15 protein-coding genes are annotated in these 16,623 nt (G+C 67.4%); 14 read left to right on the forward strand and 1 reads right to left on the reverse strand.

The features are described 5' to 3' along the window. The first annotated feature begins 71 nt into the window (after positions 1–71). Both ASD34_RS18075 and ASD34_RS18080 read left to right on the forward strand, forming a co-directional pair. Positions 72–278 carry a YdcH family protein gene (locus ASD34_RS18075; protein WP_056580088.1) on the forward strand — a complete coding sequence of 69 codons (207 nt, stop codon included), beginning with the start codon at positions 72–74 and terminating at the stop codon, positions 276–278. Next, on the forward strand, positions 275–2,365 hold the full coding sequence (locus ASD34_RS18080; RefSeq protein ID WP_056580089.1) for an ATP-dependent DNA helicase: 2,091 nt from the start codon (positions 275–277) through the stop codon (positions 2,363–2,365). Before ASD34_RS18075 ends, ASD34_RS18080 begins: the two co-directional genes overlap by 4 nt. A 22-nt stretch (positions 2,366–2,387) precedes the next feature. Here the strand turns inward: ASD34_RS18080 and ASD34_RS18085 are convergent, their stop codons facing one another. Further along, positions 2,388–3,197: an outer membrane protein assembly factor BamD gene (locus tag ASD34_RS18085; protein ID WP_056580090.1), complete on the reverse strand. Its 810-nt coding sequence runs from the start codon at positions 3,195–3,197 to the stop codon at positions 2,388–2,390. 23 nt (positions 3,198–3,220) lie between these two features. On the opposite strand from ASD34_RS18085, the gene ASD34_RS18090 reads away from it, so the two are divergent. The 12 genes from ASD34_RS18090 (at position 3,221) to der (ending at position 16,529) form a co-directional block, all read left to right on the forward strand. Next, the gene (locus tag ASD34_RS18090; RefSeq protein ID WP_235510184.1) at positions 3,221–4,237 is read left to right on the forward strand and encodes an RluA family pseudouridine synthase; all 1,017 of its coding nucleotides are present in this window, start codon (positions 3,221–3,223) and stop codon (positions 4,235–4,237) included. A gap of 128 nt (positions 4,238–4,365) precedes the next feature. After that, complete coding sequence (scpB, locus tag ASD34_RS18095) at positions 4,366–5,298, forward strand: SMC-Scp complex subunit ScpB (protein WP_056580091.1); 933 nt, start codon at positions 4,366–4,368, stop codon at positions 5,296–5,298. Next, positions 5,295–7,118 carry a pseudouridine synthase gene (locus ASD34_RS18100; RefSeq protein WP_056580092.1) on the forward strand — a complete coding sequence of 608 codons (1,824 nt, stop codon included), beginning with the start codon at positions 5,295–5,297 and terminating at the stop codon, positions 7,116–7,118. Before scpB ends, ASD34_RS18100 begins: the two co-directional genes overlap by 4 nt. Positions 7,119–7,270: 152 nt before the next feature. Further along, positions 7,271–7,696 (forward strand): nucleoside-diphosphate kinase, encoded by a 426-nt coding sequence (gene ndk / locus ASD34_RS18105; RefSeq protein ID WP_013542117.1) that lies wholly within the window; start codon positions 7,271–7,273, stop codon positions 7,694–7,696. Between the two features lie 21 nt (positions 7,697–7,717). Beyond that, positions 7,718–8,887, forward strand: a complete 1,170-nt coding sequence (gene rlmN / locus ASD34_RS18110; RefSeq protein ID WP_056580093.1) for a 23S rRNA (adenine(2503)-C(2))-methyltransferase RlmN — start codon at positions 7,718–7,720, stop codon at positions 8,885–8,887. 4 nt (positions 8,888–8,891) lie between these two features. Further along, positions 8,892–9,743, forward strand: a complete 852-nt coding sequence (gene pilW / locus ASD34_RS18115) for a type IV pilus biogenesis/stability protein PilW (protein ID WP_056580094.1) — start codon at positions 8,892–8,894, stop codon at positions 9,741–9,743. Then, a complete protein-coding gene (locus ASD34_RS18120) occupies positions 9,736–10,662 on the forward strand; it encodes a helix-turn-helix domain-containing protein (RefSeq protein ID WP_056580095.1) in 927 nt (308 codons plus the stop codon). Before pilW ends, ASD34_RS18120 begins: the two co-directional genes overlap by 8 nt. Continuing rightward, positions 10,659–11,939 (forward strand): flavodoxin-dependent (E)-4-hydroxy-3-methylbut-2-enyl-diphosphate synthase, encoded by a 1,281-nt coding sequence (ispG, locus tag ASD34_RS18125; protein ID WP_056580096.1) that lies wholly within the window; start codon positions 10,659–10,661, stop codon positions 11,937–11,939. The genes ASD34_RS18120 and ispG overlap by 4 nt, the downstream gene beginning before the upstream one ends. A 15-nt stretch (positions 11,940–11,954) precedes the next feature. Then, positions 11,955–13,265: a histidine--tRNA ligase gene (hisS, locus tag ASD34_RS18130; RefSeq protein WP_056580097.1), complete on the forward strand. Its 1,311-nt coding sequence runs from the start codon at positions 11,955–11,957 to the stop codon at positions 13,263–13,265. A 6-nt stretch (positions 13,266–13,271) separates the two neighbouring features. After that, positions 13,272–13,964: a YfgM family protein gene (locus ASD34_RS18135; RefSeq protein ID WP_056580098.1), complete on the forward strand. Its 693-nt coding sequence runs from the start codon at positions 13,272–13,274 to the stop codon at positions 13,962–13,964. Positions 13,965–13,976: 12 nt separating this feature from the next. Next, complete coding sequence (bamB, locus tag ASD34_RS18140; protein WP_056580099.1) at positions 13,977–15,119, forward strand: outer membrane protein assembly factor BamB; 1,143 nt, start codon at positions 13,977–13,979, stop codon at positions 15,117–15,119. Positions 15,120–15,185: 66 nt separating this feature from the next. Further along, on the forward strand, positions 15,186–16,529 hold the full coding sequence (gene der, locus ASD34_RS18145) for a ribosome biogenesis GTPase Der (protein WP_056580100.1): 1,344 nt from the start codon (positions 15,186–15,188) through the stop codon (positions 16,527–16,529). Positions 16,530–16,623: the final 94 nt, after the last annotated feature.

Consider the following 16,623-nt stretch of genomic DNA (forward strand, 5'->3'; position numbering starts at 1 on the left):
TCTGGAGTTCGTGTCAGGACGTATTATCGAATGAACACGCGCGGCCCCATGTGGCACGCGCACCCCCACCGTTGGACTCCAATCTTCATTCCCTTTCCCGTCAGCTGATCGAGCTGCGCATGGCGCATGCCGACCTTGATGCCACCATCGACCACCTCTCGGAAGACGGTGCGCCGCCGGACGAATTGCTGATGCGCCGCCTGAAAAAACGACGCCTCGCCCTGCGCGATCAGATCGCCCAGCTCGAGAACGCGCTCGACCCGAAAGAGCCGGCGTGACGTCGCCGCTCGAAGACCAGGTGCGCGATGCGTTCGCGCAGGACGGGGTGCTGTCGCAGGCCGCCGAGCAGTTCCGCGAACGCGGCGGCCAGACCGAGATGGCGATGGCCGTGGCCCGCACCATCTCCGACGGCGGCATGCTCGTGGTCGAGGCGGGCACGGGCGTGGGCAAGACCTTCTCGTACCTCGTGCCCGCGTTGCTGAGCGGCGAACGCGTGCTGCTGTCGACCGCCACCAAGACCCTGCAGGACCAGCTGTTCGGCCGCGACCTGCCGCGGCTCGTCGAGGCCTTTGCGCTGCCGATCCGCACGGCGCTGCTGAAAGGGCGCGGCAGCTACCTGTGCCTGCACCGGCTCGATATGGCGCGCCACGACGCCTCGCTGCCCGAGCGCGGCAGCCTGCGCACGCTGGCGAAGATCGAGCAGTGGTCGAAAGCCACCCGCACCGGCGACCTCGCCGAACTGCCGGGGCTCGACGAACGCTCGCCGCTGATCCCGCTGATCACCTCCACGCGCGAGAACTGCCTGGGCGCGCAATGCCCGCAGTTCAAGGCCTGCCATGTCAACCTCGCGCGGCGCGAGGCGCTGGCGGCCGACATCGTGGTCATCAACCACCACCTGTTCTTTGCCGACCTTGCGGTGCGCGAGACCGGCATGGCCGAGCTGCTGCCGACCGTGAGCGTCGTCGTGTTCGACGAGGCGCACCAGCTCAACGAAACCGGCGTGCAGTTCCTGGGCGCGCAGTTGGGCAGCGGGCAGGCGCTCGATTTCGCGCGCGACATGCTCGGCGCCGGCCTGCAGCATGCACGCGGGCTGGTCGACTGGCAGCAGCTGGTGGCAGCGGTCGAACGCGCGGCGCGCGAGCTGCGGCTGGTGGTCGGCAAGCAATGGCCGGGTGCCAAGCTGCGCTGGATCGGCCCCGCCCCCGAGGGCGTGAATGCCGACGCCTGGCAGGGCGCACTCGACGACCTGCAGGACGCCTTCGTGCTGGCCGCCGACGGACTGGACACGGTGAGCGAAATCTCGCCCGACTTCGTGCGCCTGCAGGAGCGCGCACGTCAGCTTGCCAAGCGCACGGCGCGTTTCGCGCAGCCGTGCGAGCTCGACTCCGTGCGCTGGGTCGACGTGGGCACGCAGCTGCGCCTGATCGAGTCGCCGCTCGATATCGCCGACGCGATGCGCAAGCGGGTGCTCAAGCTGACCGACGAGCCCGTGGCGTCCGACTTGCCATACGGGGACGAGGGCGATGACGACGAAGACCCGGGGCACGGCGCCGTCCCCCCGCCACCGCCGGAAGACAGCCGTCGCGCCTGGGTCTTCACCTCCGCCACGCTGGGCGACGACCCCACACTGCGCTGGTTCACCGAGCCCTGCGGCCTGCGCGACGCCGAAGTGCTGCGCGTGCAAAGCCCGTTCGACTACGCCTCGCAGGCTGCGATCTACGTGCCGCGGGCTTTTCCGAAACCCAACGATCCCACGCACAGCCAGCAGGTGGCCAAGCTGGCCGCGCACGGCGCGGCCGAACTCGGCGGGCGCACGCTGGTGCTGACCACCACGCTGCGCGCGCTGCGTACCATCGGTGACGCGATGCGCCAGCAGTTCGAGCTGCTCCAGACGGAGGTGCGGCCCGAGGTGCTGGTGCAGGGCGAGCTGCCCAAGCGGGTGCTCATGGACCGCTTCCGCGAGGGCGCGAGCAACGGGCGCGCGGGCTGCGTGCTGGTCGCGTCGGCGTCGTTCTGGGAAGGCTTCGATGCGCCGGGCGATGCGCTGCAATTCGTGGTGATCGACAAGCTGCCGTTCCCGCCGCCCAACGATCCGCTGGTGGAGGCCCGCTCGCAGCGGCTCGAAGCGCAGGGGCGCAGTTCGTTCAGCGATTACTCGCTGCCCGAAGCGGCTGTGGCTTTGAAACAGGGGGCGGGGCGCCTCATTCGCCGTGAAACCGACAGCGGCGTGCTCGCGATCTGCGACACGCGCCTCGTGGCGATGGGCTATGGCCGGCGGTTGCTGGCGGCGCTGCCGCCGATGCGCCGGCTGGAAACCGAAGCGGATTTCGAGAGCGCGATCGATGCGCTCAGGAAACCCTACTGATATCTGCCGGAGGGGCGCTGGATTACCAGAGCTTCCACCAAGGGTCGGTGCTGCCCTTGAAGCCGTTCGCCAGGTAGGTGCTCTGCGGGTAGTTGGTCGTCAGCACGCGTTGTGCATCGTCGCGCAGGTCCTTCATGCCGAGTGCGTCGTACGACTTCACCATGATGTACAGGGCTTCTTCGAGCGCCGGCACTTCGCGGTAGTCGGCCAACGCGATCTGTGCCCGGTTGATCGCCGCGAGATAGGCGCCGCGCGAGTAGTAGTAGCGGGCCACGTGAACCTCGTACTGCGCGAGCGAGTTCACGATGTAGTTCATGCGCTGGCGCGCATCGGGCGCATAGCGCGACTCGGGGAAGCGCGTCACGAGTTCGCGGAAGGATTCGAACGATTCCTTGGCGGCCTTCTGATCGCGCTCGGACAGGTCCTGGCGCGTCAGGAACGCGAACATGCCCAGGTCGTCGTTGAAGTTGATCACGCCCTTCAGATAGAGCGCATAGTCGAACGCCGGGCTGGCCGGGTGCAGCTTCATGAAGCGGTCGAGCGTGGCGATGGCGTTGGCCTTTTCGCCGGCCTTGTGCTGTGCATAGGCCTTCTCGAGCTGCGCCTGCTGGGCCAGCGGCGTGCCGGCGGCACGGCCTTCGAGCTTCTCGTACAGCGGCACCGCCTTGTCGTAGGCACCGGAGCCGACTTCGTCCTTGGCTTCCGAGTAGATGCGATTGGGGCTCCAGTTCGCGGTCTTGTCTTCCTTGGTGGTGGAACCGCAACCGGCGACGAGAAGGGCCGCCGCGCTGAGCGCGATCCAGGCAGGGACCGATAATTTGGCGCGAAACATCACATACGGCTTTCGTGAAACAGTTGCCTTCAATTATATCGACCGCCCCCCTGACCGATCCCCCGGAAGGGCCTGAACCTGAAGAGGGCGCCGATCTCGCGGAGCCCAGCGAGCTGCGGCCCTTCGCCATCGACCAGGCGCAGCACGGACAGCGGCTCGACCGGGCCCTGGCGGCGCTGGTGCCCGAGTTTTCGCGCAGTTACCTTCAGCAACTCATCGAGGCCGGCGCCGTCGAGCTGCAGGGGCGCACGCTCACCAAGGTCTCTGCGACGGTGCGGGTCGGCCAGTCGGGGCGCATCGAACTGCGGCCCACGCCCCAGAGCCAGGCTTTCCGGCCGGAGGCGATGGACCTGGTCACGGTGCATGAAGACGAACATCTGCGGATCATCGACAAGCCGGCCGGCCTGGTGGTGCATCCGGCGCCGGGCCATTGGAGCGGCACGTTGCTGAACGGGCTGCTGGCGCTCGACCCGAAGGCCGTGCTGCTGCCGCGCGCGGGCATCGTGCACCGCCTCGACCGCGACACCAGCGGCCTGATGGTGGTGGCACGCACGCGTGCCGCAATGGATGCCATGGTGGCGTTGATTGCCGCGCGCGACGTGAAGCGCCAGTACCTGGCGATGGGGCACAAGGCCTGGGAAGGCGCAGCGGCCCGGCAGGTTGATGCGCCGATCGGCCGCGATCCGCGCAACCGGCTGCGCATGGCCGTGGTCGACCTGGAGCGTCACGCGGGCAAGACCGCGCGCACGCTGATCGAGCGGCTCGACAGCCACGGCGAAGGTTGCGCGGTGCGCTGCACGCTCGAAACCGGCCGCACCCACCAGATCCGCGTGCACATGGCGTCGATCGGCCATCCGCTGGTCGGCGATGCGCTGTATGGCGGCGCGCCCGCGGCGGGCCTGTCGCGGCAGGCGCTGCATGCGTTCCGGCTGGCGTTCGTGCATCCCGTCACGCAGCAGGCGATGGAGTTCCGCTCGCCGCCGCCGCCCGATCTGGCGCAGGCTTTGCAGACCTGGGGGCTGGATTACAATCGCGCCTGACGGCCCGAGGGCCGCGCCGGCCACCCGATGCCGGCCTTGCGTTGCACTCGCCGCGTGCCGGCAACGCCTACCCCTTCCATCCATCTGAACAAGCGTCGTCAGGCGCCTTTTTCCGGATAACGCGAACCATGAATACGGCGGATGCCAAGCGCATTCTCGAAACCGCCTTGATCTGTTCGAGCCAGCCGCTGCCGGTGCGCGACATGCGTGTGCTGTTCGACGACGAGCTGGGCGTGGACACGATCAAGGTGCTGTTGCTCGAACTGCAGGAAGACTGGGCGCAACGCGGCCTGGAGCTGGTGAGCGTCGGCAGCGGCTGGCGTTTCCAGAGCCGGCCCGAGATGCGCGACCACCTCGATCGCCTGCATCCCGAAAAGCCGCCGCGCTACACGCGCGCCGCGCTCGAAACGCTGGCCATCATTGCCTACCGGCAGCCGGCCACGCGCGGCGACATGGAAGACATCCGTGGCGTCACGATCAATTCGCTGATCCTCAAGCAGCTCGAAGACCGCGGGTGGGTCGAGGTGATCGGTCACCGCGAAACGGTTGGCCGGCCCGCGCTCTATGCGACCACGCGCCAGTTTCTCGACGACCTGGGTCTGGCCTCGCTGGACCAGTTGCCACTGGTGGAGACGCCCGCGCAGCAGGCCGCGCTGGTCGATGCGCTGCAGCAGGCCTCGGGCGACCAGCCGGGGCTGCCGATGGATGTCGACGCGGCGGAAGACGCCGTTGCCGAATCCGCAGATGATGCACAGCCCGTGGCCGAAGAGGGCGTGCAGCCCGAATTCGGCGTGGTCGATGCGCCGCCCGAGTCTGCCGGGCTGGCCGAGGTCGTCTCCACCGATGCGGCGGAGTTTGCCGAAGAGGTGGTGGCAATCGCCGAAGCCGTCGAGCCTGCAGAAGACACGTCGGCGGCGCCTGCGCCAGAAGCCGGCGAGCTGGCCGCCGAACCCGAAGCGGCTGCTGCGCCTGAAGAATCCCCATCCGACGTCCCGTCCCCCGCAGCGGACGAGACCGACCCCCTCGACCCCCACGCTGTTTCTCCCGGAAAAACCCCATGAGCTCATCCGACACCGACGACGCAGCGAATCTGCCGGTCGAACCCGAAGTCAAGAAGCGGAAGCGGACCGCCACGCCCAAGAAGGTGACGGAAGTTACTGATGAATCTGTCGCTGCGCCCGCAGAGGCTGCAGAGGCCGGGGCCGGGGCCGGGGCCGGGGACGTACCGAAGAAGCCGCGTGCACCCCGCAAGAAGAAGGTGGTCGAGGCGCCGGCTGCGGATGAGCAATTGGTGAGCGCGGCGCAAGTCACTCCTGCGGCCGAGGCTCCCTCGACGGTCCAGCCCGACGTGGCACCCGTGGTTGTTGAGGCAGCGGCGACCGAGGAAAACGATCCCGCCCCCGTCGAGGCGAAAACGCCCCAGGCGGTCGAACGGCACGACGACCGCGCGGACGACGAAGACGACGACGAGGAAGACGAACCTGACGAAGAGGAAGACGACCTCGACCGCGCCCGTCGCGCCGCCGAGCGCGAGCAGCGCAATGCGCCGCCGCCCGAGCCGATCCGTTTTGCCGACGTCATCTCCGGCCAGTTCGATGCCGACGAAGAAAGCCCCGAGGTGCCGCCCCTCAAGCGCGTGCTGCTGCCCGAGGCCGATTCGCCCAAGCTGCACAAGGTGCTGGCACAGGCCGGTCTCGGTTCCCGCCTCGAGATGGAGCAACTGATCCTGCAGGGGCGCATCTCGGTCAACAACGAGCCCGCCCATATCGGCCAGCGCATCCAGTACGGCGACCAGGTCAAGATCAACGGCAAGCCGATCCGCTACCGCATCGCACCGCCGCCGCCGCGCGTGATCGCGTACCACAAGCCCGTGGGCGAGGTCGTCACGCACGACGATCCGCAGAACCGCCCGACGGTGTTCCGCAAGCTGCCGCGCCTGCAGCAGGGCAAATGGCAGTCGGTCGGCCGGCTCGACCTGAACACCGAGGGCCTGCTGCTGTTCAGCAGCTCCGGCGACCTGGCCAACCAGCTCATGCACCCGCGCTTCGGCCTGGAGCGCGAGTACGCGGTGCGCGTGCTGGGCGCGCTCACCGCCGAGGAAAAGAAGAAGCTGCTCGAAGGTGTGCGCCTGGACGACGGCATGGCGCAGTTCGGCACCATCGAAGACGGTGGCGGCGAAGGCTCCAACTGCTGGTACCGCGTGACCATTTCGGAAGGCCGCAACCGCGAGGTGCGCCGCCTGTTCGAGTCGGTGGGCCACGCGGTCAGCCGGCTGATTCGCATCCGCTATGGCGCGATGGTGCTGCCGCGCGGTCTCAAGCGCGGTGCCTGGATGGAACTGGACGAGCGCGACATCCAGGCGCTGTTCCAGGCCTCCGGCGGCGCGCAGGCGCGACCGGCGGGTCCGCAGCAGCGCGGTCCCGGTGGCTCCGAAGGCGGCGGTCGCAACGGCCGGAACAAGAAGCGCCGCGGCAACAACAATCGCAACGGCGGCATGGGCGGCGGCCAGCCGCGTGAGGCGCGTGGCGAAGGCCGTGAGCCGCCCATTCCGAGCCCGCTGGGCGATGGGCGCCCGCCGCGTGGCGAGCGCGGCGGCCGCGGTGGTCCACCACCACAGGGGCGCCGCGGCAATGCCGGTCCTGGAAACCGTCAGGGCGGCCAGGGGCAAGGGCAGGGCGGCAGTGGCAACCGGTCTTCAGGCGGCGGCGCTGCAAACCAACCCGACCCGATGAAGACCTCGCTCGGCTACATCGGTGCCGACAGCTTCTCGCGCCAGCGCAAGGAACAGCGCGGTGGCCCGGGGCGTCGCGGTGGTGGGGGCGGTTCGCAAGGTGGGGGCGGCTTCGGTGGTCCGGCCGGCGGACGCCGTCGCGGACGCTGAAAACCAGCCGTCGCAGCGCGGCCTTTCGCGGGGTTTTCACCAATCCCGCAGGTCGCGCCGGTTAAAATCAGAGGCTTTGTCGACGGGCTGCGAAACAAATTCGCTGCAGTTGTGACAAAACACTTCAAAATCAAAGCTCAGGAAGCACTTCAATGGCTATCGAACGTACCCTTTCCATCATCAAGCCCGACGCCGTCGCCAAGAACGTCATCGGCAAGATCGTTTCCCGCTTCGAGGCTGCCGGCCTCAAGATCGTTGCTGCCAAGCTGGTTCACCTGTCGCGCAACGAAGCCGAGCAGTTCTACTCGGTGCACAAGGAGCGTCCCTTCTTCAAGGACCTCGTCGAGTTCATGATTTCGGGCCCCGTGTTCGTGCAAGTGCTCGAAGGCGAAAACGCCATCGCCAAGAACCGTGACCTGATGGGCGCCACGGACCCGAAGAAGGCCGCCGCCGGCACCATCCGCGCCGACTTCGCCGACAGCATCGACGCCAACGCCGTTCACGGCTCGGACGCGCCCGAGACTGCTGCCAACGAAGTGTCGTTCTTCTTCGCCGGCCTGAACGTCTACGCACGCTGAAGCCGTTGCTCGCCTGAATTCATGACCACAGCCAATCTGCTCGAATTCGATCTCGACGGGTTGGCTGCGTTCTGCGAAAAACTCGGCGAGAAAAAATTCCGCGCCACGCAGCTGTTTCGCTGGATCCACCAGCGTGGCGCCAGCGATTTCACCCAGATGACCGATCTGGCGAAGTCGCTGCGCGAGAAACTCGCGACCACCGCGCGCGTGGAGGCCCTGTCGGTCCTCACGCAGCATGAATCCAAGGACGGCACGATCAAGTGGCTGTTCGACGTCGGCGGCGGTGATGCGGTCGAGGCCGTGTTCATTCCCGAAGACGATCGCGGCACGCTGTGCGTGTCGTCGCAGGCCGGTTGCGCCGTGGGCTGCCGCTTTTGCTCGACCGGGCATCAGGGCTTCAGCCGCAACCTAACCACGGGCGAAATCGTCGCCCAGCTCTGGTTCGCCGAGCACTTCCTGCGCAAGCACCTGAAGCGCAACGAGCGCGTCATCTCCAACGTGGTGATGATGGGCATGGGCGAGCCACTGCAGAACTACTCGGCACTGGTGCCCGCATTGCGCACCATGCTCGACGACAACGCCTACGGACTGTCGCGTCGCCGTGTCACGGTGTCGACCTCCGGTGTGGTGCCGATGATCGATCGCCTGGGCGTCGATTGCGCCGTGGCCATGGCTGTGTCGCTGCATGCGCCCAACGATGCGCTGCGCGACGACCTCGTGCCGCTCAACCGCAAGTACCCGATCGCCGAACTGCTCGAGGCCTGCAAGCGCTACCTCGTGCATGCGCCGCGCGATTTCATCACCTTCGAATACTGCATGCTCGATGGCGTCAACGACCAGCCTGAGCATGCGCGGCAACTGATCGAACTCGTGTGCACCCATGGGGTCTCGTGCAAGTTCAACCTGATTCCGTTCAATCCTTTTCCGGCGTCGGGCCTGCTGCGCTCGCCGCAGTCGCGCGTGCTGGCCTTTGCCCGCACGCTGAGCGAAGCGGGCCTCGTGACCACCGTGCGCAAGACGCGCGGTGACGACATCGACGCCGCTTGCGGGCAACTTGCCGGCGACGTGAAAGACCGCACCCGCGCGGCCGAGCGCATGGCCCAGCGCCGTGCGGCGGTGGCGGAGCGGCCCGTCGTTCTGCACCCGCCCCGCGGCAAGGCCCCCAAAACAACCGTTCCCCAGGAGCATTGACGCAATGAGCATGGCCATACCGACGACGACCGCGAGCGTGCAGCGAGTGCTGAGCGCAGGAATCGCGAGCGTCGCCGTGGCGCTTCTTCTCGCGGGCTGCGTCAACACGCGAACCACCACCACCGGGCTTGTCGGCAGCGGGTCCGACAGCGGCACCAGCGCCGTGACCGACACCGACGAAAACAACCGCCGGCGCGCCCGCCTGCGGATGGAGCTGGCCGCCGGCTACTTCGCGCACGGCCAGAACTCGGTCGCCCTTGAAGAACTCAAGCAGGTGCTGGCCATCGACCCCGGCTACGCCGACGCCTACAACCTGCGCGGCCTGGTCTACATGCGGCTCGAGGATGCGGCTCAGGCCGAAGACAGCTTCCGCCGCGCGGTCGCGATCAATCCGCGCGATGCCAACACGCGCCACAACTACGGCTGGCTGCTGTGCCAGCAGAACCGCTACGGCGATGCTGCGCAGCAGTTTGCCGCGGCACTGACTGTGCCCAGCTATGGCGACCGCGCCAAGACGCTCATGACGCAGGGTGTCTGCGAGCTCAAGGCCGGGCAGCGGGCGCAGGCCGAGCGCAGCCTCCTGCAGGCCTACGAACTCGATGCGGGCAATCCGGTGACCGGCTTCAACCTGGCCTCGGTGTTGGCGCAGCGCGAGGAATGGTCGCGCGCGCAGTTCTACGTCCGCCGTGTCAACAACAGCCCATCGGCCACTGCCGAGACGCTGTGGCTCGGCATCAAGATCGAACGGAAGCTCAACAACCGCGAGGCTGTCGCGCAGCTGGGCGGTCAACTGCAACGACGTTTCCCTCAATCGCGGGAGGCAACGGCATACGAGCGCGGGAATTTCAATGACTGAACGGGTTTCGGAGTTCGGGACGTCCGCGGCACTGCCGCTGGCCGAAGGCGACGTCGCGCAAAAGACGGCCGGTGACATGTTGCGCGAAGCGCGCGAAGCGCACGGCCTGCACATCGAGATGGTGGCCGCGGCGCTCAAGGTGCCGCCGCAAAAGCTGCTCGCACTTGAAGCCGACGACATCGCCTCACTGCCCGATCCCGTGTTCGCGCGGGCCCTGGCCAGCAGCGTGTGCCGCGCACTGCGCATCGATCCGGCGCCCGTTCTCGCCAAGCTGCCGGGCGCACAGCGCGCGCCGCTGGCCGAGACCAACCGCACGCTGAACGCCCGCGTGGTCTCCGATACGCCGCGCTGGAACGGCGGGCGTTCCAGCGGTTTGCCGTCGCGCGCGCTGCTGGCGGTCGTGGTGCTGCTGCTGATCGGCGCCGGCGTGCTGTTCTGGATGCCGCAATCGGCGTTCGACCAGATCGGCGCCTCCGTCGCGCGGCTGACCGCGAAGAGCGATGCCGAATCCGTGCCGTCCGCCGATCAGGGTGGTGTGTCGGAGCCTGTGCCGACGCAGGCCGTGGCGCCGACCGGTCCGGCAGGCGCCGCACCGGCTGCTGGCGTGGTGGCTGCTGTGCCGGCTGCCCCGGCCTCCGCGCCAATGGTGGCCGTGGCCAACACCAGCACCGCCAGCAGCCAGCAGCTCGTCTTCGTGGCGCGCGAGGAATGCTGGGTCACCGTCACCGAAGCGGGCGGCAAGCAGTTGCTGCGCCGCAGCCTGCAGGTGGGCGAGACCGTCGGGCTGTCCGGCGCGCTGCCGCTGTCGGTGGTGGTCGGGCGCGCATCGGCGGTCGATGTGCAGGTGAACGGAAAGCCCTACGATCTGAAGCCTGTCACCCGCGGCGGCGGCGTAGCGCGTTTCGAGGTGAAATCGTGACGACCGACTGCACTCCCCAACCCATTGAATCGGCGGCGCCCAAGGCACGCCGCTCGCGTCAGGCCAGCGTGGTCTGGGGGCCGCGCACGGTCACGGTGGGAGGCGACGCGCCCACGCGTGTGCAGTCGATGACCAACACCGACACGGTCGATGCCATCGGCACCGCGATCCAGGTCAAGGAACTCGCCATTGCCGGCTCCGAGATGGTCCGCATCACCGTCAACACGCCGGAAGCCGCCGCGCAGGTCCCCTACATCCGCGAGCAGCTCGATCGCATGGGCATCGACGTGCCGCTGATCGGCGATTTCCACTACAACGGCCACCGCCTGCTGACCGACTATCCGGCCTGCGCCGAGGCGCTGAGCAAGTACCGCATCAACCCCGGCAACGTGGGCAAGGGCGACAAGAAGGACAAGCAGTTCGGCCAGATGATCGACGCGGCCATGCGCTGGAACAAGCCGGTGCGCATCGGCGTGAACTGGGGCAGCCTCGACCAGGAACTGCTCGCCAGCCTGATGGACACCAACAGCCAGCGCGCCACGCCCTGGGACGCCAAGCAGGTGATGTACGAGGCGCTGATCACCTCGGCCATCGAGTCCGCGAAGCTCGCCGAGTCGATGGGCATGGCCGGCAACCAGGTCATCCTGTCGTGCAAGGTGAGCGGCGTGCAGGACCTGATCTCGGTGTACCGCGAACTCGCGCGGCGCTGCGACAACCCGCTGCACCTGGGCCTGACCGAAGCCGGCATGGGCACCAAGGGCACGGTGGCGTCGGCCACGGCGCTGTCGATCCTGCTGCAGGAGGGCATCGGCGACACGATCCGCGTGTCGCTCACGCCGCAGCCGGGCGAGTCGCGCACGCAGGAAGTGGTGATCGCCAATGAAATCCTGCAGGCCTTGGGCCTGCGTGTGTTCGTGCCGAGCGTCACCGCCTGCCCGGGCTGCGGCCGAACCACCAGCACCACCTTCCAGGAGCTGGCCAAGCAGATCGACGACTACCTGCGCCTGCAGATGCCGGTCTGGCGCAAGAAGTACCCGGGGGTCGAAACCCTGAAGGTGGCCGTCATGGGCTGCATCGTCAACGGCCCCGGCGAGAGCAAGCACGCCGACATCGGCATCAGCCTGCCCGGCACCGGCGAAGCGCCAGCAGCGCCGGTCTTCATCGACGGCGAAAAGGCCCTCACGCTGCGCGGCGACAATATCGCCAACGAGTTCCACCAGCTCGTCGAAACCTACATCGAAAAGCGCTTCGGCAGCGAACACGCTGCCCTGGCCTGACACCTGCGCAGACTCATGGCTGAAAAATTGAATGCCGTCAAAGGCATGAACGACATATTGCCGCCCGAATCGGCGCGCTGGGAGTGGCTCGAAGCCACCGTGCGCGAGCTGATGGGGCGCTATGCGTACCGCAATGTCCGCACCCCGATCCTGGAGCACACGGCACTGTTCGTGCGCGGCATCGGCGAGGTGACGGACATCGTCGAGAAGGAGATGTACGCCTTCGAAGACCGCTCCGACAAGCATGGGCAGTCCGAACATCTGGCGATGCGTCCGGAGAACACGGCCGGCCTCGTGCGCGCCGTGATCGAGCACAACATGCTCTACGAAGGTCCCAAGCGCCTCTGGTACACCGGCCCGATGTTCCGCCGCGAAAAGCCGCAGCGCGGGCGTTTCCGCCAGTTCCACCAGATCGGCGCCGAGGCGCTCGGCTTTGCCGGGCCTGATGTCGATGCCGAACTGATCCTGCTGGCCACTGCGCTGTGGAAGGCCATCGGCCTGACCGATGTGCGCCTGGAGCTCAACAGCCTGGGCCAGCCGGCCGAGCGCGCGTTGCACCGCGCGCAACTCATCGCCCACTTCGAGCAGCATGCCGACAAACTCGACGAGGACGGCAAGCGGCGCCTGCACAGCAACCCGCTGCGCATTCTCGACACGAAGAATCCGGCGATGAAAGAGGTGGTCGAGTCGGCGCCGAAGCTGATCGACTTCCTCGGCGCCGAATCGCTGGCGCACTTCGAAGGGCTGCAGGCCATCCTCAAGGCCAACGACATCGCTTTCACGATCAACCCGCGCCTCGTGCGCGGGCTCGACTACTACAACCTCACGGTGTTCGAGTTCGTGACCGATCGCCTCGGTGCGCAGGGCACGGTGTGTGCCGGCGGCCGTTACGACGACCTCATCGCGCAGATCGGCGGCAAGCCGGCGCCCGCCGTGGGCTGGGCCATCGGCGTCGAGCGCGTGCTCGACCTGCTGAAAGAGCAGGGGGCCGAAGTGCCGGCGCCGGTGCCCGACGTCTATGCGATCGTGCCCGACGCCACCTCGATGCCTGTCGTGCTGCGCGCCTTGCAGCAGCTGCGCGAAACCGGCGTGCGCGTGCAGATGCACGCCAGCACGGTCGAGGGTCTTGCGAGCTTCAAGGCGCAGATGCGCAAGGCGGACGCCAGTGGCGCCACCTACGCCCTGATCTTCGGCGCCGATGAACTTGCGCGCGGTGAAGTGACTCTCAAGGCCTTGCGCGACGCCAGCGTCGCTCAGACCGCCCGTTCACTTGCCGAAGTGACCACCTGGGCCGCCACCCTACAATCGCCGGCTCCCAACCTCTGACAGCGCATGGCCACCCATCTCGACCTCGAAGAACAGGAACAGCTCGACCAGCTCAAGCATTTCTGGAACACCTACGGCACCCTGATCACCTGGGCCGTGCTGCTCGTCGCCGGCGCCTTCGTGGCCTGGAACGGCTGGCAGTACTACCAGCGCACCAAGGCTGCCCAGGCTGCGGCCCTTTATGACGAGGTCGAGCGCAGCACGCAGTCCGGCGATGTCGAGCGCATCCAGCGCGTGATGACCGACATGAAGGAGCGTTTCGCGGGCACCGCCTACGCGCAGCAAGCCGGCCTGCTGGTTGCCAAGACGCTGTTCGACAAGGGCAATGCCGACGGCTCGCGCGCGGCGCTGAGCTGGGTCGCGCAGAACGCCGTCGATCCGGGCTACCAGGCCATCGCCAAGCTGCGGCTCGCGGCCGAGCTGCTCGATGCCAAGTCCTACGACGACGCGCTCAAGCAACTCGACGGCAAGGTGCCCACCGAATTCGAGCCACTCGTGGCCGACCGCAAGGGCGACATCTACATGGCGCAAGGCAAGCGCGACGAGGCGCAGGCCGAGTACCGCAAGGCCTGGACCGGCCTGGGCGCCGGCTCGGACTACCGCCGGCTGGTCGAGATCAAACTCAACGCGGTCGGTGTCGACCCGAAGACGCTGGCGCCGACTGTCACCGTGACGCCCGCCGTCCCCAAGAACTCCTGATCGCACACCCTCATGAATTTCAAGCGTTTCATGCCTGAATCGACCGCCCTGCGCGCGGGTTCTGCTCTCGTTCTGGTAGCGCTGCTGGCCGCCTGCTCCGGCTCCGGCAAGCCCAAGCCCGCCGAACTGCCGGCCAACCCGTCGCTGATGGGGGTGCGCCAGGCCTGGAATGTGCGGATTCCTGGCGTCGAATTCCCGCTCACCGCCGATGTCAGCGGCGACATCGTGACCGTGGCCGGCAGCGACGGCACCGTCGTCGCCATCGACGCCCGCGCCGGTCGCGAGACCTGGCGTGCCAGCGCCGGTGCGCCGCTGGCCGCCGGTGTCGGCAGCGACGGTTCGCTGACGGCGGTGGTCACCACCAACAACGAAGTGGTCGCCATCGAAAACGGCAAGGTGCTGTGGAAGCAGCGCCTGTCGGCCCAGGCCTTCACCGCACCGCTGGTGGCCGGCCGCCGTGTTTTCGTGCAGACCGCCGACCGCAGCGTCAGCGCCTGGGACGGCCAGAGCGGCCGCCGCCTGTGGCAGCAGCAGCGCCCAGGTGAAAACCTCGTGCTGCGCAAGTCGGGCGTGCTGATCGCAGTCGGCGACACGCTGGTTGCCGGACTGGGTGGCCGACTGGTGGGCATGAACCCGGGCAACGGCTCCTCGCGCTGGGAAGCACCCATCGCCGCGCCGCGCGGCACCAACGATGTGGAGCGCCTGGTCGACCTGACCGGCAGCGTGAGCCGCTACGGCGACACGGTCTGCGCACGCGCCTACTACGCGAGCGTTGGCTGCGTCGACACCCTGCGCGGCCAGCTGCTCTGGAGCAAGCCGGCTTCGGGCGCCGACGGTGTGAGCGGCGACGAGCGTTTTGTCTACGGCACCGAATCGGACGGCAGCGTCACTGCCTGGCGCCGCGCCGACGGCGAACGCGCCTGGCAGATGAGTCGCCTGAAGAACCGCGAACTGACTGCGCCGCTGGCCGTGGGTCGTTCGCTGATCATCGGCGAGAGCACCGGCACGCTGCACTTCGTGTCGCGCGAAGACGGTGCGCTGCTCAATCGCGTCACGCCCGATGGTTCGTCCATCACCGTGACGCCGGTCCTGGCCGGCAACACGGTGGTTGTCGTGACCGCCAAGGGCGGCGTCTTCGGCTATCGCCCTGAATAATCATTTTTTGTCTTTCTCTTACTTCCAAGGCCCGACCATGAAAACCGCGCCATCGAAAGGCCGGCCATGAAGCCGGTCGTGGCCCTGGTCGGCCGTCCCAACGTCGGCAAGTCGACGCTCTTCAACCGCCTGACCCAGACGCGCGACGCCATCGTCGCCGACTTCGCCGGCCTCACGCGCGACCGCCACTATGGCAACGGCCGGCTGGGCAAGCACGAGTTCATCGTGATCGACACCGGCGGCTTCGAGCCCGACGCCGGCAGCGGCATCTACAAGGAAATGGCCAAGCAGACGCGCCAAGCTGTGGCCGAGGCCGACGTCGTGATCTTCGTGGTCGATGCCCGCGAGGGCCTTTCGGCGCAAGACCACGACATCGCCAACGAGCTGCGCCGGCTGGGCAAGCCCTGCGTGCTGGCGGCCAACAAGGCCGAAGGCATGCACGACGGCACCAAGCTGGTCGACTTCTACGAGCTGGGCTTCGGCGACGTGCACGGCGTGTCGGCAGCGCACGGGCAGGGCATGCGCGACCTGGTCGAGCTGGCGCTCGCGCCGCTGAACCTGGCCGATCCGGACGACGAGGAAGGCGAAGACGACGTCAACAAGCCGATCAAGCTGGCCGTGGCCGGCCGGCCCAATGTCGGGAAGTCGACGCTGATCAACACCTGGCTGGGCGAAGAGCGCCTGGTGGCCTTCGACATGCCGGGCACGACGCGCGACGCCATCTCGGTGCCGTTCGAGCGCAACGGCCAGCGCTTCGAGCTGATCGACACCGCCGGCCTGCGCCGCAAGGGCAGGGTGTTCGAGGCGATCGAGAAGTTCTCGGTGGTCAAGACGCTGCAGGCCATCGAGTCGGCCAACGTCGTACTGCTGCTGCTCGACGCGACGCAGGGCGTGACCGACCAGGATGCGCACATTGCCGGCTACATCCTTGAAAGCGGGCGAGCGGTGGTGATTGCCATCAACAAATGGGATGCAGTCGACAGCTACCAGCGCGAGCAGATCCAGCGGCAGATCGAAACGCGGTTGCCATTCCTCAAGTTCGCGTCATTGCATTTCATTTCAGCCATCAAGCGCCAGGGCCTGGGCCCGGTGTGGCAGGCCATTGCGCAGGCACACAAGTCGGCCACGCGCAAGATGTCGACGCCGGTGCTGACGCGCCTGCTGCTGGAGGCGGTGCAATTCCAGGCGCCGCAGCGCGGCGGCATGTTCCGGCCCAAGCTGCGTTATGCGCACCAGGGCGGCATGAATCCGCCCGTGATCATCATTCACGGCAATTCGCTGGAACATGTGACCGACGCCTACAAGCGCTTCCTGGAAGGGCGTTTCCGCAAGGAATTCGACCTCGTAGGCACGCCCTTGCGGATCCAGTTCAAAAGCTCGCAGAATCCGTTCGTGGACAAGGACAACTGAGGCCCCTTGGCTGCCGATGGCAGCTGATGAGCTGCAGCTGCAGTGGAAGTTCCGTCTTTTGAGAACCGTTATTTTCTCAAGGCTTTTGACCCCG

The sequence above is a fragment of the Variovorax sp. Root473 genome, from assembly GCF_001426505.1.
Taxonomy (GTDB): Bacteria; Pseudomonadota; Gammaproteobacteria; order Burkholderiales; family Burkholderiaceae_C; genus Variovorax.